The 19,587-nt window shown below is 71.0% G+C and carries 20 protein-coding genes; 1 reads left to right on the top strand and 19 read right to left on the bottom strand.

Going from position 1 to position 19,587, the window contains the following annotated elements; all coding sequences use genetic code 11:
• Genes KIP79_RS00150 through KIP79_RS00105 form a run of 11 tightly spaced genes read right to left on the bottom strand, consistent with a single transcriptional unit; the run spans window position 1 to window position 10,350 of the window.
• The gene (locus KIP79_RS00150; protein ID WP_214102582.1) at window positions 1-1,566 is read right to left on the bottom strand and encodes a phage tail protein; all 1,566 of its coding nucleotides are present in this window, start codon (window positions 1,564-1,566) and stop codon (window positions 1-3) included.
• Complete coding sequence (locus KIP79_RS00145) at window positions 1,563-3,653, bottom strand: putative baseplate assembly protein (protein WP_214102581.1); 2,091 nt, start codon at window positions 3,651-3,653, stop codon at window positions 1,563-1,565. The genes KIP79_RS00150 and KIP79_RS00145 overlap by 4 nt, the downstream gene beginning before the upstream one ends.
• Window positions 3,650-4,030 carry a GPW/gp25 family protein gene (locus tag KIP79_RS48075; RefSeq protein WP_214102580.1) on the bottom strand — a complete coding sequence of 127 codons (381 nt, stop codon included), beginning with the start codon at window positions 4,028-4,030 and terminating at the stop codon, window positions 3,650-3,652. The genes KIP79_RS00145 and KIP79_RS48075 overlap by 4 nt, the downstream gene beginning before the upstream one ends.
• Window positions 4,031-4,032: 2 nt before the next feature.
• Entirely contained in the window at window positions 4,033-4,428 is a 396-nt protein-coding gene (locus KIP79_RS00135; RefSeq protein WP_214102579.1) for a hypothetical protein, read from the bottom strand.
• Window positions 4,425-5,987, bottom strand: a complete 1,563-nt coding sequence (locus KIP79_RS49090; protein WP_214102578.1) for a phage baseplate assembly protein V — start codon at window positions 5,985-5,987, stop codon at window positions 4,425-4,427. The genes KIP79_RS00135 and KIP79_RS49090 overlap by 4 nt, the downstream gene beginning before the upstream one ends.
• A gap of 3 nt (window positions 5,988-5,990) precedes the next feature.
• Window positions 5,991-6,608, bottom strand: a complete 618-nt coding sequence (locus tag KIP79_RS00125; protein ID WP_214102577.1) for a CIS tube protein — start codon at window positions 6,606-6,608, stop codon at window positions 5,991-5,993.
• Window positions 6,609-6,610: 2 nt separating this feature from the next.
• On the bottom strand, window positions 6,611-7,474 hold the full coding sequence (locus KIP79_RS00120) for an eCIS core domain-containing protein (RefSeq protein ID WP_214102576.1): 864 nt from the start codon (window positions 7,472-7,474) through the stop codon (window positions 6,611-6,613).
• 7 nt (window positions 7,475-7,481) lie between these two features.
• Entirely contained in the window at window positions 7,482-7,616 is a 135-nt protein-coding gene (locus KIP79_RS49960; protein WP_372453507.1) for a DUF6760 family protein, read from the bottom strand.
• Window positions 7,550-8,008: a hypothetical protein gene (locus KIP79_RS00115; protein WP_214102575.1), complete on the bottom strand. Its 459-nt coding sequence runs from the start codon at window positions 8,006-8,008 to the stop codon at window positions 7,550-7,552. The genes KIP79_RS49960 and KIP79_RS00115 overlap by 67 nt, the downstream gene beginning before the upstream one ends.
• A gap of 2 nt (window positions 8,009-8,010) precedes the next feature.
• Window positions 8,011-8,454: a phage tail protein gene (locus KIP79_RS00110; protein ID WP_214102574.1), complete on the bottom strand. Its 444-nt coding sequence runs from the start codon at window positions 8,452-8,454 to the stop codon at window positions 8,011-8,013.
• A 6-nt stretch (window positions 8,455-8,460) separates the two neighbouring features.
• A complete protein-coding gene (locus tag KIP79_RS00105) occupies window positions 8,461-10,350 on the bottom strand; it encodes a phage tail sheath subtilisin-like domain-containing protein (protein WP_214102573.1) in 1,890 nt (629 codons plus the stop codon).
• 461 nt (window positions 10,351-10,811) lie between these two features.
• On the opposite strand from KIP79_RS00105, the gene KIP79_RS00100 reads away from it, so the two are divergent.
• Window positions 10,812-11,882 (top strand): radical SAM protein, encoded by a 1,071-nt coding sequence (locus KIP79_RS00100; protein WP_214102572.1) that lies wholly within the window; start codon window positions 10,812-10,814, stop codon window positions 11,880-11,882.
• A 25-nt stretch (window positions 11,883-11,907) separates the two neighbouring features.
• Here the strand turns inward: KIP79_RS00100 and KIP79_RS00095 are convergent, their stop codons facing one another.
• From KIP79_RS00095 to lxmK, 8 genes are all read right to left on the bottom strand, one after another.
• Window positions 11,908-13,152, bottom strand: a complete 1,245-nt coding sequence (locus KIP79_RS00095; RefSeq protein WP_214102571.1) for a M16 family metallopeptidase — start codon at window positions 13,150-13,152, stop codon at window positions 11,908-11,910.
• Window positions 13,149-14,423 (bottom strand): M16 family metallopeptidase, encoded by a 1,275-nt coding sequence (locus tag KIP79_RS00090; protein ID WP_214102570.1) that lies wholly within the window; start codon window positions 14,421-14,423, stop codon window positions 13,149-13,151. Before KIP79_RS00090 ends, KIP79_RS00095 begins: the two co-directional genes overlap by 4 nt.
• Window positions 14,420-15,370 (bottom strand): hypothetical protein, encoded by a 951-nt coding sequence (locus KIP79_RS00085; protein WP_214102569.1) that lies wholly within the window; start codon window positions 15,368-15,370, stop codon window positions 14,420-14,422. The genes KIP79_RS00090 and KIP79_RS00085 overlap by 4 nt, the downstream gene beginning before the upstream one ends.
• Window positions 15,367-15,975 carry a flavoprotein gene (locus KIP79_RS00080; RefSeq protein ID WP_214102568.1) on the bottom strand — a complete coding sequence of 203 codons (609 nt, stop codon included), beginning with the start codon at window positions 15,973-15,975 and terminating at the stop codon, window positions 15,367-15,369. The genes KIP79_RS00085 and KIP79_RS00080 overlap by 4 nt, the downstream gene beginning before the upstream one ends.
• On the bottom strand, window positions 15,968-16,900 hold the full coding sequence (locus KIP79_RS00075; protein WP_214102567.1) for an LLM class flavin-dependent oxidoreductase: 933 nt from the start codon (window positions 16,898-16,900) through the stop codon (window positions 15,968-15,970). The genes KIP79_RS00080 and KIP79_RS00075 overlap by 8 nt, the downstream gene beginning before the upstream one ends.
• A 127-nt stretch (window positions 16,901-17,027) precedes the next feature.
• Complete coding sequence (locus KIP79_RS00070) at window positions 17,028-17,183, bottom strand: hypothetical protein (RefSeq protein WP_214102566.1); 156 nt, start codon at window positions 17,181-17,183, stop codon at window positions 17,028-17,030.
• A 4-nt stretch (window positions 17,184-17,187) separates the two neighbouring features.
• Window positions 17,188-18,138 (bottom strand): T3SS effector HopA1 family protein, encoded by a 951-nt coding sequence (locus KIP79_RS00065; protein WP_214102565.1) that lies wholly within the window; start codon window positions 18,136-18,138, stop codon window positions 17,188-17,190.
• A 17-nt stretch (window positions 18,139-18,155) separates the two neighbouring features.
• Complete coding sequence (lxmK, locus tag KIP79_RS00060) at window positions 18,156-19,232, bottom strand: class V lanthionine synthetase subunit LxmK (RefSeq protein WP_214102564.1); 1,077 nt, start codon at window positions 19,230-19,232, stop codon at window positions 18,156-18,158.
• Window positions 19,233-19,587: the final 355 nt, after the last annotated feature.

Below are 19,587 nucleotides of genomic sequence, written 5' to 3'. Positions count from 1 at the left end.
CTAGTCGGTGCCGATGGCGGAGAGCAGGGTGGGCAGGGCGGCCGCGGACCGTTCCCGGTCCAGGGCGTCGCCGATGCTCCGCAGGGCGGCACGCTGGTCCCCCACGGTCGCCCCCGTGCGGACGAAGTGCACGATCACCGCGAGTTCGTTGGCGGACGCCCGGAGGTTGCGCCGGGGGACGCCGTTGGGACCGGTCTCGTTGCGGCTGAGCGGCTCGCCGCCGTCGCACAGGTAGACGGTGCCCTCGTGCCGCACCATGCCGCGGGGGAAGACCAGGGCGCCGGGCTCGCCTGCCAGGGTCACCCGCGGCGGGTTCACCCGCAGGTCGATCCGGTAGAGGGTGGCCGGGCGGAGCGTACGGCGCAGGTAGGGGCGGGCGGGGTCCTGGTCGGGCTGGAGCCCCACGTCGAGGACGAGCAGGACGCGGGCATCCTCCCGGATCACCGCGTACGGCGCGAGCAGCGGGTTGCCGGCCGCGAGAACGGCCGCGAGCAGCGGCGCCGGGGCGGCGGCGCCGGTCAGGTCGACGCGGAACAGCTCGGCCGGTGTCTCCGGGCGGGTGTCGCCGACGATGAGGCGGTCGTCGGAGTCGACCATCAGCGAGCGGGGAGCGGTCAGCCCGGGCAGCGGGATCGTGCGCGGCTCGGCCGCCGGGGAGGCGAGGTCGATGTCGACAATGCGCTTGTCTCTCCTGTTGAGAATGAGCAGGTGCCCGCGGTCGAAGACGGCCCCCGTGACATCCACGACATTCCGCACGGAGGCGTGCACCTGCACCGTTTCCTCCTGGAACAGGTTGGCCGTGGTGATCCGGGACAGTCGTAACCCGGTCTGCTGCACGTCGAGCACGTACAGCTTCCAGCCGGGGGGTGTGGGGTCGATCGCGACGGCCACCGGCGCGGTGAGGTTCCAGCCGGCGGAGCCGAGCGGGCGCGGCACGGGCGGCCCGCCGGTCTGGTCGGCGTAGGCGCCGGTCCGGGTGATCCGCCAGACGCCCGGCGCGGGCTTGCCGCCGATGCCGCCCGCGTCGCCGACGACGAGGTCACCGTCCGGGGTGAGGGCCAGGCACTGCGGGCTGACCAGGCCGGAGTAGGCGAGCGTGCGGTTCGGGGCCGGCCGGATGTACGGCCCTTGGGAGAGCAGGGCGTGCACCCGCGCCTGCCCGTCGGGAATCGGCCGGGCGAACAGGACCTTGGCCCCGGAATCTACGGTGATCCGCTGCCGTTCCGCGACGGGCGCGGCCAGGCCGAGCAGTTCGGCCAGGCCTTGGCGGGTTCCCCGGAGCAGGTGGAGGCCCATGATCCCGGCGACGACCCGCCGCTGCTGCGCCACGCTCCAGCCGGTCGGCAGTTCGAACCCCAGCCACCCGGCCAGCCAGGGGAGGAACTCCTGCCGAGTGCGGGCCGGGTCGTACAGGTCGGGCAGGGTGTCGATGAGCCGTGCGAGCGGGGTGGCGGGCGTCGCGACACCGTCGTCGATCCCGTCGAGCATCTTCTCGAAGATCATCAGCAGGTCGCCCAGGTCCCGCGACCGCAGTACGGCGGGCAGGTGGTCGAGGTAGCCGCTCATTCCTCCACCCCCGTGACCTCGCAGACGCCGCTGAAGCAGATCAGCTCGTAGTCGGTCACCCGGACCTGGGGACCGTGCGTGTCCGGCAGCCGGAACGGCCGGTGGACGTCGTTGTTCCACGCTTCGCCCGCCGGGTGGTACGGGGGCGTCTGGACCGGCCGCATCCGCAGGTCGGCGAGGTAGCCGATCTCGCCGTCCGGCTGCACCGCCTGGTACATGTCGGGCAGGTAGAGGCTCTGGCCGACCTGCCAGCCGCGCCCGCCGGGTCCCCCGTGCACCGGGTGCAGGAACTTCGCGATCCTCTCCTTGAGCCGTTCCTTCTCCGCCGCGAGACCGCCGGCCAGTTGCATGTCGATGGCCCGCTTGAAGATCCTCAGCTCCGCCGTGACCTCGACCGGCAGGTAGCGGGGGACGTGGACCTGCAGCAGGGCGGTCACCTCACGGCGCGGGTCCAGGGCGGCGATCACGTCCTGGACGAGCGAGACCGGTGGTTTCGGCTGCGGGTCGGCCAGGCCGAGATCGGGCACGACGATCAGGTTCACGTGTCCGGGGGCGCGGGAGATCGAAGCGAACGTCCAGGGGTCACCCTTCAGCCACCTGCCGCCAGGGCCGTCCTTGTCCTGTGCCCGGGGGGCCAGGCAGCGGGCGATCCGAACGCCCGGCACCTGGCGGGCGAGGAACTCGTAGTCCTCGACGGTGATCGCCCGGTCGCGGGTGCGCAGCAGCAGCGGCGCCCGCGTCTTGGCCTCCTCGATCGGTTCCTCGTCGGCGCCGCCGGCGCCCGGCACCGGGTTGCTCACCGAGACGATGCCCGGCACGCCCTCGGCGAGCGTGGTGACCGTCCCCGGCCGCACGTTCCCCACGGCGCCCGCGGCGACGTGCCGGTAGACGGCGGTGATCGAGGCGCCCTGCGGCGGCACGGCCCCCACGTCGCCGAAGATCACCTCGCCGGTCACCGGGTCCAGCCGGACGGCCTTGTCCCGCCCTTCCGCCCGCTCCTCGGCGAGTACCCAGACCTCGTCGTCCACCATGACCTTGACGTGGCCGTACGGAGAGAGTCCCGGCTGGCGGTACACGGGGCGGTTGCGCAACTCGAACACCTGGCGGGGGGCGCGCCCGGCCGTGCCGAGCACTTCGGGCGCGTCCCGGCCCGCGGTCGGCGCGGTGGTGGCCGAGACCGTGCTCGGCAGCAGGTGGCGTACCTCGACCAGGGCGTCCCGTGCCGGGTCGTCCGGCTCCTTCTCGTTGCGCAGCTTCAGCCCGACCCACCGGCGTGCCCGGCCGGGCTCCGGACTCGGGCCGGCCGGCGGGAACGGCCAGCCCGCGGGGTCCACGGCGGCCCACTGGGGGGTGGCGGGCAGCTTCAGGCGGACCTGCCCGCCCTGGGTCAGGCCGTGCGTGGTGTCCCGCTCGACGGTCAGCGCCGGCCAGTTCGCCGGGTCGGTGCCGGCGGCGGAGAACACCCAGCTCACCGTGGCCGTTTCGCCCGTCGCCGCCTGGTCGGGCTCGGCGTACAGCTCCAGGCGCTCGGCGGGCTGGGTGAAGGCGGGGTCGAAGCCGAGCAGCAGGTAGCCGGTGCCGCCGTCGGGAACGCGCAGCTCGTACCCGGCCGCCGTGTTGGTGACGTCCGCGGCGGTGGCGGCGGCCGCGGGCGGCGCGTCGTACCGGACGATCATCGACAGCCCCGCGGAGAGGGCCAGCAGTTCGGCCTCGGTCTGGAAGACCACCGGCGCCTGGGACTCGCTGCCCATGGTCTGCACCCGGGTCCCGGCGGGCACGAGGGCGGTCTGGCCGGTCTGGGCGGTGAACGTCAGCAGGGTGCGGGCGGGGGTGGCGGGCAGGCGGGTGATGCCGAGCAGGTTCAGGAAGGCGACGTAGTTCTTCTCCGGCACCTGGTTGAGCCGGTAGATGAGCCCTTCGACGAGCCAGGCGAAAAGTTCGACCAGCGCGATGCCGGGGTCGCCGGGGCTCCGGTCGGTCCACTGCGGCGCGTAGTGGCCGATCAGCTCCGTGGCCTCCTCGACCAGGTCCGCCCAGCGCCGGTCGTCCAGGTTCGGCGGCACCGGCCGGCCGCGGTCCCCGCTCACGACGGCTGCTCCAGCGGGAACGGCAGGGTGAGGGTCCGCTCGTCGCCGACGCCCCGGATCCGGTACGCGATGACGATCACCAGCGCGGCGGCCTGGAGGTCGTTGCCGACGCTGACCCCGGTGACCTCGATCCTCGGTTCCCACCTGGCCAGCGCGGACTCGACGTAGTGACGTGCCAGGTTGGCGGTGGATGGGGTGTTGGGCGCGAAGGCCAGGCTGTGCAGTTCGCAGCCGAAGTCCGGGCGCATGATCCGCTCCCCGGGCCGGGTGCCCAGGATGACCAGGATCGACTGCCGGATCCGCTCCACTCCGGCGGATTCGGCGATCCCCCCGGTGTCGTCCACGCGTACCGGGTACGCCACACCCCTGCCGTCCACGTTCACGCCCCTCTCAGCCAGATCTGGTTCGCGTCCGCCGTCAGGGGCGGGGAGAGCTGCGTAGCCGGCGGCACAGGGGGCGGCACCAACGGCGGTACGGCCGGTTGCGCGTTCTGGCCGTCGGTCAGCGCGGCGAAGCCCGTCGTGGTGAGGACCGGGACGCCGTCGACGGTCAGCCGGGTCGCGTCGCCGCCGTTCACCTGCAGCACCTTCCGGCACTTTCGGGTCACCGGCGGTCCCGCCTGGTCCGGCTGGGCGCACCCGGACACCATGGCGGCCAGCAGGTCGGCCCTGGTCAGCACGGCGGCCCCGCCGACGGTCAGGCGGTGCGCCGCCGCGGGGGTCGCCGCTCCCAGGTGGTCGCACGTGAAGGCGCTCGACGTGGTCAGCACGCTCATATCGGCCCGCTCACATCCATCGTGCCCATCACCTTCACCCGGACGTTGTTGGCGACGATCTCGATGTCGCCGGTGGGGGTGAAGGTGAGTGAGCTGCCCATCCGGTGCTCCACGACGACCTTCTCCAAGCCCGGCGTGTCGTCGAGGGTGATGCTGTGGCCGCCCGGGGTCCTGATCTTGCGTACCGTGTTGACCCCCGGCGGGGCGATCACCGGCTTGGGGGTGGTGGTGCTCCACAGCGAGCCGATCACGTACGGGCGGTTGAAATCGCCGTGCTCGAACGCCACCAGCACCTGGTCGCCAGGGTCGGGCAGGCAGAACAGGCCCGCGGCCACCCCCGCCATCGGGGTAGCGACCGGCGCCGCCACCACGTCCGGGATGTCGGAGAACCAGGGGAAGCGGATGGCCACCTCGTACCGGACGGGGTCGGCGGCGACCACCTCCGCCACCACCACACCCTGCGGGGACTCGCCGCGGTCCGGCGGCGGGTCCTCCGAGAGCGCCCTGCGCAGCAGCTGGACCACGTGGGCCCCCGCCTTCTGGGTCACCTCGAACTCGGTGCGGTAGCCGCGCGCGTCCAGCGTGTGAACCACCCGTTTGAGCCGGTACATGCCGCTGAACCGCCGGCCCACCCCGCGCACCGCCACGAACCGGCCCGCCCGCAGCTCGGGCAGGCCCATGCAGGTGCCCGTCGCCTCGTACATGCCCTCGAGCAGTTGCTGCAGGAGCGACTTGGCCAGGGCGATCGCGTCCAGCGGGGTGGTGACCGGCCTGCCGCGCACCACCCGCCGGCCCAGCGCGGTCAACGCGCCCAGGGCGGCGCTGCCCAGCCGTTCCATGATCGCGTCCAGGTCCAGCGCGGTGGCGCTCATCACGCCGACGATGCTCTGCGCCAGCTCCTGGCTGTAGCCGCGCACCACCTGGAGCCCGGCCATGCCCGAGTTGGTGACCCGGGGGCTGATGGACGACAGGTTGGCGCCCCACTCCAGCACCGTCGCCTCCGTCTGGGGGCGGGGAAAGCGGAAGTACAGCTTGTCCCACCACACGTACACGTCGAAGAAGTTGGCGGCCGCGCGCTCCTTGAGCAGCGCCATGTCGGTGGAGGCCCGGTGCAGCACGGTGTGCGAGAAGGGGGCGGGGTCGACCACCGGGATCAGGCCGGCCTCCAGCGCGATCTGCGCGGCGATCGCGCTGTCGTTGGTGAAGCGGAACGCCGGGCGGTCCGGCATCTCGTGCCGTAGCCGGTGTGACTTGTCGTACCCCCGGATGGTGAAGGTCGGCGCGCCCGACTCGGGGAAGTCGGGCTCGATCGAGGCGATCTCGCCCAGCATCATCGGCGTGAGCCGGTCGCCGTAGCCGAGGTGGATCTCGACGTTCTTGCCGAGGTCGAAGAGCGGGGAGTCGGTGAACCGGTTGCCGCTGTTGTCCAGCACGACGGTGAACATGTCGGCCAGTTCCAGCGAGTTGTCGTAGCGGACGCTGATCAGGTGGCGGCTGACGTCCGCGGCGAGCGTGACACCGCTGATCCTGACGTCGGCCCGGGGAGCGAAGGTGTCCACCGGTCACCGCTCCGGAATGACGAGGGGCCGGCCGGCCGGCAGGCGCAGCGGGTCGAGCAGGTTGTTGGCGTCGGCGATCTCCCGCCAGCGGGCCGGATCCCCCAGGTACGTCGCGGCCAGGCCGGCCAGCGTGTCCCGGTCGGTGGTGGTGTGCACGGTCGGCGGGCCGGCGAAGAAACCCCGCTGCGTCTGGAACTCCACCTCGGTGTACTCGCGGAAGGTGACCGACACCCGGGCCCGTACCGGGGTGCCGTCCGGCAGGAACATGGTGAACCGCTGGTCGGCTTCGGCCAGCACGCATCTGAAGGAGAACCGGCCCATCACGAACAGCAACACCGGCGGGGCGAAGGTGCGCGGCGCCGGGTGCAGCAGCCGTACCAGCCTGTTGGTGTACGCCCTGACGTCGATCTGCTGCTCGTAGGTGTCGAAGAACAGGTCCATCGTCAGGGTCCGGGTGCGGCCGCGCACGTACTGGACGGGCGAGGCGGCCAGGCCGGGGACGCCGATCTCGGCCAGCTCGTTGCCCTGCTCGACCCGGTATTCCTCGGGGTTGTACATGACCGCCACACGCTCACCGGTACGGGTGTCGACGATCAGCGCCTTGGCGAGTTGCACCGCCACCGCTACGCCCCCCGTTCCAGCTCGATCGCGAGGTCGGCGCGGATCTGGCGGGCCGCCTGGTCGCGCAGTTCGCCGCGGAGGACCTCCTGCACCATCGCGCGCAGCGCCCCCGGGTCCAGGGCGGCCGTGGGTGTCTCGGCGTGCCGGCCGGGACGCGCGGCCATGGGCTGGGCTACGGGCGCGGCGGCGGGGGCCGGCGCGGCGGGTTGCGACGGCGTCGCCGATACGGGCGGCGTGGGTGGCGGCGGAGACCAGCCCGGGGTGGCGGGGTACGACACCGTGGACGGCGTGCCCGGCACGCCGTCGAGGAACATGTGCTCGACGGCGAGGGCGACCCGCTCCTCCTCGGCCGCGCCCCGCGAGGTGGCCCGGTGCGGGGCGCCTCCGGTGCGGCCCGGCTCGGTCGCATGCCAGACCTCGTGGGCGAGCAGCGCCAGATCCTCCGGCCCGGCGGACGCACGGCTCCCGAGGAAGATCTCTTCTCCGATGGTGACGGCGTCCGCGCCGTACGCCGCCGCGATCCGGCCGGCGTGCTCGTCGTCGTGGATCCGCACCCGGTCCGCCACGGGACCCGTCACGGGGGTCAGCCGCTCCCGCAGATCCCCCCGGAGCGGCCTGCCCCTCCCGCCCTGCGGACCCGGGACCGCCGCCGGCCACCCGGGCCACTGCGGCGTCTGCTCGTACCCGACCGGCGGCACCCGGGCCTCCACCCGGTGGCGCGGGCTGGCCTCCGGCACCGGGAGCGCGCCCTCCCGATCCAGCACCGGGGCGAGCGCGTTCAACCACCCCGGTACGACCGTCCGGCGGGCTCGTAACGCCCGCGCCTGCGCGGCCAGCCGTTCCCCCAGCGTCTGTTCGCGGTCCAAGTGCCGGTCACCCCCTCTCGACCTGGGCGAGCACGGTCCGCAACCAGCGGCGGCGCTCGGCGTGGTCCAGGCTCATCAGCTCGGTGTGGGTCCAGTGGACGTGGCGTCCGAGTTGGGCGACCTCCTGGTAGACCCGTTCCAGGGGGTAGCCGCGGATTCCCCCGGCAGGGGCGCCTCCATTTCGAACCCGGCCGCGCAGTGCGGGCAGGTGACCGCCACCACCGGCGGGGACAGGCCGTTGACGCGGTTGTAGAGCTCCTGGAGGTAGGTCAGGTCCTGGGAGAACAGCCCCTCGACGATCCCCGGGTTCACCCCGGGCAGCGTGCCGAGCCGGACCACCACCCTGGCGAGCAGAATCACGATCAGGTACGCGGGCAGCGCCCGCACCCGCGGATCCTTCATCGGCAGGATCTCGTCGGCCGCGGTCGCCAGCCGCATCACCCCTTCACGGTGCAGCGTGCCCTCGGCGTCGAGATAGCCCAGCGGCAGCGTGAACTCGTACTCCGTGCTGAACACCGAACCGTGCTCCGGCATGCTCACCCCGCCCTGGTGATGCCCTCGTGCACGATCACGAGGGTTTCGACCGCGATCTCGTGACCGGTGGCGTTGAACGCGGGGCCCTCCCACTTGGTCGGCCAGGCGTTGATGAAGTTCCAGCGCACCACCTCGCGCCGGTTGGCCAGGTCGTAGACGACGATCGACCCGTTCTTGCGCTGCACCCGCCCCTCGATGATCGCCTGCCGCCACTCCCACAACTCGGTGGAGTCGGTCAGCCCCCATTTGAGGGTGATGTCGGAGTAGGTGGTTTTGCCGGGGCTTTTGCGGACGCTGGTGTTGTGACCGCCCTCCCTGTTCTCGATCACCTCGGTGACCGACTCGATGCCGGTGCACTCCATGAAGCTGGCCTGGGCGATGCCGTCCAGCTCCACCAGGAAGTTGAAGTTCACATACGGGTCGATCCGCACGCCTGTCTGCGCCATCCCGGCCTAGCCTTCCTGCACCTGAGAACCGCCCTGCGACATGCCTATCCGGACCACCACGAACTCCGCGGGCCGGACCGGCGCGACACCGATATCCACCACCAGCCGCCCGAGGTCGCGGACCGCGGGCGGGTTGTTCTCGTCGTCGATCTTCACGTAGAAGGCCTCGGCGGCGGTCGCGCCGAACAGCGCCCCGTCGGTCCACACCCGGGTGAGGAACTCGCTCACCGTGCGCTCGACGCGTTTGCGCAGCGACAGGTCGTTGGGCTGGAAGACCGCCCAGCGCAGGCCCTCCTGGAGCGACTCCTCCACGAAAAGGAACAACCGCCGCACGTTGACGTACCGCCAGGCCGTCTCGTGCCGGGGCGCGGTGGTCCGGGCCCCCCACACGACCGGGCGCGCGCTTCCGGCGAACGCCTGGATCACGTTCACCCCGGCGTCGTTCAGCTCACCCTGCTCGGCCAGGTCCAGCACCCGCGTCACGCCGAACGCCCCGGCGACCGGCTCGTTGGCGGGCGCCTTGTGCACCCCTTGCTGGGCGTCGCTGCGCGCGTAGATCCCGGCGAGGTGGCCCGACGGGGGAACCGCGAGCGTGCCGCGGCCCGCCGGATCGGAGATCACGAGCCACGGGTAGTAGACGGCGGCGTAACCGCGCTCGGAGGTCAGCTGTTCCCTGCGTCCCAGCACCCCGCCCTCCGCCAGCGGGGAGGCGGCGTCGGGGGCGTCGAGCACGGCGAACCGGTCGCCCATCCTCTCGCAGTGTTCCACCACCTTCTGCTGCACCGTGGGCAGCGTCACCGCGTCCGGCACGCAGACGATGGTGACGTCGTCGACCCGCGCCAGCGCGGCCAGCGCCGTCTCGTACGCGGAGGTCTCGATGCCGTCGAGCCGGTCCGCCTCGCCGCCCGCCAGCTGAGTCGCGGTGAGGACCGCCGGCAGGTTGGCCGGCGCCGCGTGGACGCCGGGCTCCTCCGGCAGTTCCACCTCGACCAGCGGGGACGACACCACCGCGGCGAAGTAGCGGCTGTGCCGCGGGTCCATCGACAGGTTCTCGAAGGTCTTGACGCCGTTCGGCCCCGTGACGTCCAGCGAGAACTCGGCCGAGGTGACCGCGGGCGGCGCGGGGTACGCGTTGGCCAGCGTCCCGCCGATCTCGACCACGTCGCCGTTCACCCGCTCGACGACGACCGACTCCTCCGTGCCGCCCTGCTTGAGGGTGAGCACGGTGCCCCGTTCGATGCCCCGCGGCTTGTCGACCCGGAACCGCCGCTGGCCCGGCTTGAGGTCGGCTGTGCGTACCGGTTTGTCCTGGACGTTGCCGGCCAGGGGGGCGGTGAGGACGAGTTCCCTGCCGCGTACCCGGTCGACCTCCGCGACCGTGCCGTCGATGTCGACGAGGTCACCGGGGAGGAACCGCCTGGCGTCCTCCGCGGTGGGCAGGGTGACCACGTTTCCCTGGGCGGACGCGTGGTCGGCTTTCGCCTGAAGCACCTTGGCGTCGCCCACGATCTGGGTGGCCCGGACCGCGACCTTGATCGCGTTGCCTGCCACGCCGTCGTCCCGGGCGCGGACGACCAGGGTGGTGGCCGCCGGGGTGCCCCGGTCCTTCAGCTCCAGGGACGCGCGAGTGGCCGTACCGACCCGCACCACGTACGCGACGGTGCCGCCGTTGTCGAAGAATCCGCGCACCGCGTGAGCCAGGTACCGTCGCGGGGCGTTGATGTACTCGCCGAACTGGGCCGTGAACTGCGTCCAGTTCGTGATCTTTATGGGGGTTCCGGTGGCCCCGCGCAGTGCCGGTCCGACAAAGGCCGCGGTGCTCGTGCTGACACCGGGGACGGGTCCGGCGGCGGTCAGTTCCTCGACATAGACACCTGGCGCTCGATAATCCGGCATGCAAGTCCTCCTGGCGTCCCAGAGCCTCGCGCTCATTGCAACATAAGGCCGCCGTCGGCGCATGAGTATGCCCCTACTCACCGGGGAAACCGGGCGCGCCAGGCGGCGTCCAAATGATTTGTCAGGCTCGGAACTTTAGTTAGGCATCGTCCGATTCTGCTACCACCGGCCGGCTCGGCGACCGCGACCAGGAGGCGCCGGCGTCGACCGGCGCCGGGCGGACCTGCCTCGACAGCCGGGCGCCGACGGGAAGAGGGGCGGAAAATGCCGTGCAGCTTTCTGCCATTGGACGACCGTTGCCACCGCCCGCCATCCCCGAGAAGAATTGCGATCGAATTTATTACGGCGGGGGCCGCACGGGGTCTTGAGTCACTTTCCTGCTGCTGGAATCCACGCACCTGGAGTCGCTGTCGGAAAACCGGCCGGCTCAGCCGCCGAACAGCCGCCGGAAGGACCACGCCATGAGCAAGGCCGAGCACCCCAGCGATGTCGTCTGGGACATCACCTACGCCTGCCCGCTCCGCTGCACACACTGCTACTCCGAATCGGGCCGACGCCCCGCCCGGCAACTGAGCCACGGGGATATGCTGCGTGTCGCCGATGCGATCGTCTCGCTGCGCCCGCAGGCGGTGGAATTCGCCGGAGGAGAACCGCTGCTGGTCAAAGGGATTCTCGAGGTCGCCGATCGCATCGCGCAGGCGGGAATCAGCGTCAGCCTCTACACCAGCGGATGGACACTCGACCCGCAGATGGCCGACGACCTGACCCGGGTGTTCAAAAAGATCACCGTGAGTGTGGACGGGGCCGACGCCCGGACACACGACCGCATCCGCGGGCGGAGCGGCTCCTTCGAGCGGGCGATGCGCGCACTGGCCATTCTCGACGGACTCTCCCGTCAGCGCGTCGAACGAGGTGAGCCGCCGGTGGAGTTCGGAATCGACTGCGCGGTCATGCGCAGCAACTTCGACCAGATGGAGGAGTTCTGCACCGCGATCGCCCCCCGGTTCCCACAGCTGCGCTTCCTCAATTTCGCCGCCGCAGTGCCGGCCGGCTTGGCCAGCAGGACGGGATTCAGCGATCACGAGCTGGTCACGAACGAACAAATGCGAACGATGACCGGCGCCGAGAACATCCAGCGCCTGCAATCCCTCGCACCGGCCTCGGTTCAGGTCATGACCCTGAACAACTTCAAGCTAATGATGCATCCCGATTTCATCGCGCATTACGGATTCCCGCTGATGCAGATCGAGCCGGATGGAGAAGTACGCGCGATGCCCGTCTACGAAGGAACCGTCGGCAGTCTGCTGACCGAAGCCCCCGTGACGCTGTGGGAACGCGCGGTCGCCAGATGGAGCGACCCGTTCGTGGTGGAGACCTTGTCGCCGGTGCGATCGATGCACGAGTGGGCGGAGGCGACCCGGCGCATCGACTATCACTTCGGATCCGATGCGGTCCGCCGTCGGATCGATCGCCGCCCGTCCTTTGACGTTTCCCCGGCCGGCGCACCTCACGAGAGCGATCGTCCAGAGTGAGAAGCGCCGGAGCCGACGAGACGCTTTACGCCGGTGAGTGCGGTCGGCGACCGGCCGTCAGGTCGAGTACCGCACCACATTCACCCAGCACTCCGGGATCCGCGGCGACCACTCCGGAGAACCGCTCAGGAGCGAGGAACTCCTCGGCCGCCGCCACCACGGCGTCCGGCGTCACAGCGGCCAGCCGGCGCGGGAAGTCGAGCAGCCAGCAGGGGTCAACGGCCTTCGCCGCCAAGTCGGCGAAGGCGGAGGCGAGCGCAGGACGCGGGGCCAGGCGCGTCGCCATCGAACCGAGGGCGTAGGTGCGAGCGCCGTGGATCTCCTGCCTGGTGGGAGGATGCGTCCGCATCCGGCGCAGCTCGGCGGTCAGCGCCTCCATCGTGGCGTCGGTGGTTGGGGCCGCGGTGTCGGCCTCGATCGCCAGAAGACCACTGCCGGGACGGGTGTCGAAGAATGCGCTGACGCCGTACACGTAGCCTTTGTCCTCGCGCAGGCTTCTCGGCAGCCGAGAGGAAAAGTAGCCGCCCATGACGCTACTGGCCAGGAAGAGCGCTGGGTAAAGCTGGTCTCCCGTCGCCACGGCCTGGGCGCGCAACCGGATAAGGGACTGCGGCGCGCCCGGCCGCGGCAGCAGTGCCAGCTGACCGCCCTCGATCTCGGAAAGGGGCGGCAGCGGCTGGGCGCCCCGCCCGGCCGGCTGCCAGTGGCTCAGCGTCCTGTCCGCCGCATCCGCCATTCGCTCGGGGTCGTCCGGTGCGAGGATCACCAGGAGGGCGCCACGAGGGTCGAACGGCCGAGGCCGCAATCGCGCGATCTCGGCCAGTTCCTTCTCCTCGGGGGCCTGGAAGGTCACTGGATGGTCGCCGAACAGGCGCCGGGCCAGCTCGGACCTGACCTCGGCCTCGGGGTGAGCCCTGGCCACCCTGAGCTGCGCGATCAGCTGATCGCGCGCCGCTCCCACCTCGGCGGGCACACCACCCCGCACCACCTCCGCCAGCGTCTGGAGGAGTGCGTTCATCTCGTGCCCGGAACAACAGGCGCTGACGGTCATCCGATAGACATCGGCAACCGCCCTCAGCTCCACGCCTTCGTTCGTCCCCTGCCAGTACGGCAGGCAGGCCGCCAGCAGCGCGGACTCGGCAAGATCGCGCGGCGTCGGACAGGGCGCGGGAAGGTGGAGACGCACTTCGACCAGAGGCGTGACGCCGTGCCGCAGCGTCAGTACGCGCAGACCGTTCCCCAAGGTGCGATCAACGATTCCGCTCCTCATCGCGTTTCCCCCGCAACGATCGTGAGCAGCGCGCGGGAATCCGGCCGCAGGCCGCGGGCGGCCGCCGCCACATCGGCGGCGGTCACCCCCTCGCACAGGTCAGGCAGCCGCGCGACGAGGCCAGGGGTGCCGAACAGCAACTCGAAGCGCCCGATCATGCGTATCCGGTAGGCGAGGTGGTCCATGGATCGGTGATGGGACCTCACCCATTGGGTACGGCGGTGCCGCAGTTCCTCGTCGGCAGGTCCCAGCGCGCCGAGCGACGCCAACTCGGCGTCCACGGCAGCCAGTACCCGATCGGCGGGCAGTTCTTTCGGGTGAATCGCAGTGAGGATCCACATGTCGGGATCGCGAGCGTCGAGGAAGTCGAACAGACCGACACGGGCCGACAAGGTGACCTGCTGGCCCGTCTCCCGTCGCAGCCGCTCGCGCAGCCGTGGCCGTACGCCCCCGGTCAGCACACCCGCGAGGGCGGACAGCGCGAAGTGGGCGCCGGGGTCGGCGGCCGGATCAGGCACCCGGTGGCCGATGGCCAGGGCGGGGAGCGGTGCCAGTGGGTCGTGGTAGCCGGCCTCCGATCGCCCGATCGGCTCCGGCTCCCACCGGGCGACGGGCTTGGGGGCGGGCCTGGGCGGGATCTCCCCGAATGTGCGCTCGACGACCTCCAGCACCGCCTCGGGCCGCACGTCACCCCCCACCGTCACCACCGCGTTGGCCGGGCTGTAGTGACGGTCGAAGAAATCCGCGCAGTCACCAGGGCCGACGTCCCGGAGGGCGGCGTAGTCGCCGTACCCATCGTGGGCATTGGCGAAGTCGCGGAAGAGCACGGGCGACAACCTGGGCCAGGGGAACCCGCCGTAGGGCTTACGGATCTTGCCCAGGATTTCTTCTCGCACCACGGATGCCTGTGTCCGGATGGCGCGTTCGGAGATCTTGGGAGCCCGCATCCGGCCCGCCTCCAGCGCGATCACCTGGTCGACCGCCTCGGCGGGGACAACGTTGTAGAAGTCGGTGTAGTCCTGCCGGGTTGAGGCGTTGCAGAACCCCCCGACGCTTTCGACCCGCTGGAAATGGTCCTGTTCGCTGCCCGCCTCCCCCTGGAACATCAGGTGCTCGAAAAGGTGGGCCAGCCCCGAAGCGCCTTCGGTCTCCGCCCGGAAGCCGACGCCGTAGTGCACGGCGACGCCCGCGACGGGCGCCGAATGCTCGTCCTCGACGACCACCCGCAGCCCGTTGGGCAGCGTGACGCGAGTGATCTCGGCGGTTCTCATGGACGCCTCGCCCGGTCGGCGGACCGCAGCAGCCGGCCTTCGCCCGCCGCGTCGATCACGTCGGCGACGAGCTTGAGGTAGTCCACGAGGACGTCCTTCCACCTGACGAAGGCGGCGAAGTCGTAGACATGGCTCAGGAAGCGCACCGCGGCGGCCCTGCCGACGGCGGCGTGGTCCACGGCGGCGGCGTAGCCGTCCAGCACGCGGCCGATGAGCAGGTCGTAGTCGACGTCCCGGAGCGCGCCGAACCGCCGGTTCGTTTCACGGAACTCCACCAGTTCGCCGATGAGCCAGCCCAGGTCGGACTCCGGCGGACCGGCGCTCAGGTTTTCACCGGTCAGCAGGCAGCCGTCCCGGCCGGGGAGCATGGGCAGGAGGATGCCCATGCTGGGGGCGCCGTGCAGCAGTGCCCCCGGTCCCGCCGCCGGAGCGCACCACGCGGCGACCGCGGCCATCCGATCACCGCCCAGGATCTCCGCTGCCCGTGGGTGCAGTTCCGGCGCGCCGCCGGGCCCCTGCCCGCTTCGTAGCCAGGCGAGCAGTCGCCGCGGGCCCTCGGGAGAGGGCAGGCCGGTCTGCGGCAGGGGGAGGGCGTGCAGCCGCGCGAGGCTCGCGCCGGTCTCGAGAAGGGTGTCCGCGACGATGCGCTCGACCTCGGTCACGGGCTCGCCCGCACCTGCTCCGGTGCCGAGGAGCAGGCCCGCGAGCGTGTGATCCTGATTGGTCCGGTAGGTCACGCCCTCCTCGTCCACCCGCTCGGGAAGCCTCAGCGGGACCCTCCCCTGCCGCGTCGCCTGGATGAGCGCGGCCGCGCCGGGATCAGGGGCGCCCATCGCGCTGCCCCGGTGGAGCCCAGGCCGCCGGGTCCACTGGTAGTCCCCGTCCCGGCGGCGGACGATCGTGGTGAGCACGAAGGCCGTGCCGAAGGATTTGACGGCGTCACTCACGGGGACTCCTTCTCCCGGTCGGCGCGCAGCATGGCCACCCGCTCGATCAGGGTGGTGATCGGTGCGGACGCCATGGCGTCCCGTTCTCTGGTGTGGGCGCTCAACGTGGGCACCGGGTCGACGACCACGACGTTGGGCCGGGCCTCGATCGCCGCGCGGTTCTGCCGGTAGGCGTAGGAGTCGGTGGCCCCGGGGGGCAGGGCGGGCGCGATTCCGATCAGCGCGGAGGTGCACTGAAGCGCCAGCAGCATGGGGGTGTCGCCGAACCCGTTGGCGAACCGGCTCAGGAAGTGGTAGGTCGCCGGGTAGACCAGCACGGTGTCGGGCCACATGGCGTAGTCCACGTGGGGAGAGCCCGGCTCCGGGGTGTCCTCCCAGACGTCGAGGGGCACGGGCTTGCCGATGATGGCCGCGATCGACTGCCGGCTGACGAACCGCTCCGCGCTTCTGGTCAGCACCACCCTCAGTTCAAGGTCGTGGTAGGAGAGCCTCAGCCAGTTCAGCCAGTACGGAAGGAAAGTGGCGCTGAGCGACCCGGTGGCGAGCAGGAGCAGGCGCTCGGCGTGAAACGGCGGCGCGTTCTGGGGCCGCCCGATCTCAGTCATCGGCGTCCGCCATGGCGCCGAGGATCCGCTCGGCATCCGCGAGGGCCGCCGTGAATCCTTCGGTCCGCGCCACGCCTGCGGTGTTGAGGATGATCTCATTCACGCCGGCCTCGCGATAGCCGCGCAGCCGCTCGACGACCTCTTCCGGTGTGCCGTACACGTAAACTCCGGCCTCGACCAGAGCCGCGGCGCCCGCACGCGGGTCCGCCGGGTCGGCGGGCACCCCGGCCCGCCTGAGCATGTCGGTGTAGTGCGGCGCCCCCAGGTGCCGCCCGGCCGCGCTGTGGGCGAGCTTGCGCGGATCACGCCCGGAGTCGGCCAGCGCCACGTGCACGACGGCGGCGACGCGGGGCGGCACGGCTCGGCCCGCCGCGCCCTCGGCCATGGCGGGCAGGAGCGTGTCGCCGAGGTAGGCGGGCGGCGTCATCCACGTGATGATCACGTCCGCTACGGCGCCCGCCGCACGCGCCATGCCCGGGCGGATGACGCCCAGGCCTACTTCGACGGGCGGGTGCTTCATCGGGGGAAGCGCGGCGGTCTCTCCGTCGAGAATGCCGCGCACTGCCTGGGCATACCCGGCCGCGGCCGTCGCCGGCCTCTCGTACGGCGCGCCACGAAGCGCCCTGACCAGCTCCGGAGTGGCGGCGCCGTACCCGGCCACCACTGGGCTGCCGGTGAGCACCGCCAGGCTGCGCGCCTGGGTCGCCGCCTCCATCGGGTGCCGCAGCGGCATCAGCGTCACACCCAGCCCGCATGGCACTTTGATTCCCCGGCCCGCCAGGTAGGCGAAGGTCTGATGCGTCTCGGCCATCACGGACTGGCCCAGCCAGAGCCGGGCCGCCAGCCGGTTCATCACCAGTTCCCCGAAGGGCGCGACCGCATCGGGATGCATCTGCTGGGCCGGGAACAGTAGCCCGGGAACCATGTCACCTCCACTCTCCTGAGCGGTGTCACGGGCGCGCCTCGTGACACCGCCGCTCAGATCCGTCACCAGCACTCGAGCGGGCTTTGGCGGTGTCGGGGCCCGCGACACCGCCATTCACCCCCGGCTATCAGCAGCTGGAATCGATGGTCCAGGCGATGAGGCAGAGCGGGCTGGTGAGGTAGCTCTGGTCGGGCCACCGTTCAGCGGTGGGGCCGGAAACCGTCGCGACCTCGGCGAGCGAGGTGTAGGCGTCGGCCCCCTCCATCAGAAGCTCAGTGGACATGTGTTCACCTCCTTTCCTTGCTCTCGAAGGATCCAGACCCGGGTTCGGATCCGGAGGTCTCGAAAGGAAGCGTCGGCGAGTCGAGGTTGCGGTGGACCGCGTCGGGTGCGATCCCAGCGGCCCGCAGCGCCTCGTTCACCGATTCGTCCCGGTCGCCGCCATGTTCGGCATAGGCGAGCAGTCCAGTGGCGATGGCGTGGGAGCGGTGCTCGCCGAAACTCAGGCCTCGCATCCCGGGCCGGGAATCACGCGGCTCCCAGGCCCAGCCGATGCCGCGGTCAAGCTCGGCGACGTAGGTGGACAGGTCCTGACGGAGCCCACCGGCGGCGGAGGCCGCCTGGACGATCTCCGGTACGACATGCCATGAACGCCGCCCGAGGTAAACGACGATGGAGTCGCGGCGCGGATGGCTGTCGCGAGCGGAGAGCACCTTGGCGCGATAGGCGACCTGGAGTTCCTCCAGCCGTGCGAGTACCGCGCCCCACAATCCGGGGGCGGCGTCGGCCGTTTCGGCTCCCACATACACCCGCACGTACTCGCCCGCCTCCAAGCCGAGGCCGAGCGATCCGCCGGCGACCAGAAAGCCGGGAGACAGCACCGGCAGGACGGCCGGCAGCCGGACCCATCGCGACAGCCCGCCGGGCGTCTCGACCTCGGCGCCGAGCCGTGGCTCCGGGACCAGCACACGCACGCCGTGCAGACGAACCACGCCCGGCGACCCCGGTTCCACCGGGGCCAGGACAGGGGAGTCGCGGTGCGGAACCATCTCGCGGAGAGTCCGCTCGAACCCCTGGTCACGGATCGACTTGCGCCGCGGGCCTTCCTTGGGCTCCTGGCCGGCATGGAACACGTCGTAAAGCGCGACCGCCAGCGCGGCCCGGAGCGCCTTGGGACCGTTGGCGGTGACCTCACGATCATCCACCGTGGCAGAGGTCAGGTCAGCGCTGATTCGCACCCGATCGAGTGGTTGCTTCACCTTCCACCTCCGAGGCCCAACGTGACCGTGAATTCGGCGGGGCTGAGCAGGACCTTGCGCCCGACGCCCGCCGCGGCGCGCTCCAAGGGGGTCAGCCGCCCGCGCTGGAAGGCGCCGGCGAGGAGCCGATCGAACATGTGCCAGCCGGCGAAGGCCGCCGCCCTGACCGCCAGTTCGCGGTCGGCGCGGGCTGCCTGCCTGGCTTCCAGATAGCCCGACCAGAACGCCTCGACGTACGGGCGCAGGGCTTCGAACCGCCGAGCGCCGTTGACCACGAGCTCGCGGTCGCCGACGGCGTCCTCGTCGCTCGCCATGCCGAGCACGCCGCGGTAGAGCCATTCACCGGCGAAGGCACCGATGTCCCGGGCGGGATCGGCCAGTCTGGCCTCCTCCCAGTCGGCCAGATACAGCACGCCGTCGTGGTGCAGGAACTGGTCGAGCCGGAGATCCCCGTGGACCAGGGCGCGGGAACCGTCTTTCTCCCGCCGGGACAGGTTTCTCATGGCCTCGACGACCACGGCGTCGTTGTGCAGGATCCGCCACGCCTCCAGCTCTCCCCCGCTCATCGCCGCGTAGGTCTCCAGGGGGAGAGCGGACAGGCGGTCAAGCGGCGGGAGCGGTGGTTCCGAGGTGTCCTCGGCTACCGGTGCCGGCGCTTGGAGGCTGTGCAGCGTTCCGATCTGGGTCCCGGCCGTGTGGGCGAACTCCCAGGTGAAGCCGTCCTCAGCGGCGAGGTCGGCTCCGCTGCTGGCCTCCTCAAGCAGGGCGAAGGCCACCAGGCCAGACTCGCCGTCGTCGCCGAGGAAACGGGGAGTGTTGATCACCGTGTGCGCGTCGAGCAGCGCGCCCATCGCCCTGATCCGCGCCACCCTTCGGCGGACCATGTCCGCCTCCCCGCTGACCTGTTTGACGAAAACGGGGTTGCCCGCATCGGTCACGCCCGCCCAGGAATCGTTGCGGCCGAAGAACCCGGAGACCGCGTCCTGCCTCAGCGTCCCCAGACGGAGCCTCGTGAGGAACTCCGCGACCTCGGGGACCTGATCGAGCGGCACCGGCATCGGCTTCTTCTGCATGACTTCATCTCCCCCCGTAATTGGAATGAAAATCCGAATGTGACCACTGCGCCAGCCCCACCTTCGCAGTGCGATCAGCCAAAGAATTCCACACGAATGGAAATTCCATGCAGCGGAACCCAAACCGTCGAGCTCGTTGGTAAGTCCGCACAGGCATGACGAATCACAGATTTATCACTCTCAATGAATTGCCAGAACGCCCCCGGCCTTCCGTCTTCGAGTTTGGCGAATCAGGTCGCGGCAAGACAATGGCGGTGATCTGTCAGCAAGCTGCATGGCATGTTGCGCCTTACCTGGTGCCAGGTCACGCAAGGCGAACCGCTGGGACCGGGCACCGCGGTCGGCACCGGCACCT

The organism is Acrocarpospora catenulata (assembly GCF_018476525.1).
Classification (GTDB): Bacteria; Actinomycetota; Actinomycetes; order Streptosporangiales; family Streptosporangiaceae; genus Acrocarpospora; species Acrocarpospora catenulata.
Note: the sequence above shows the minus strand (reverse complement) of the source record. Positions and strands in the feature narration are given on the sequence as shown.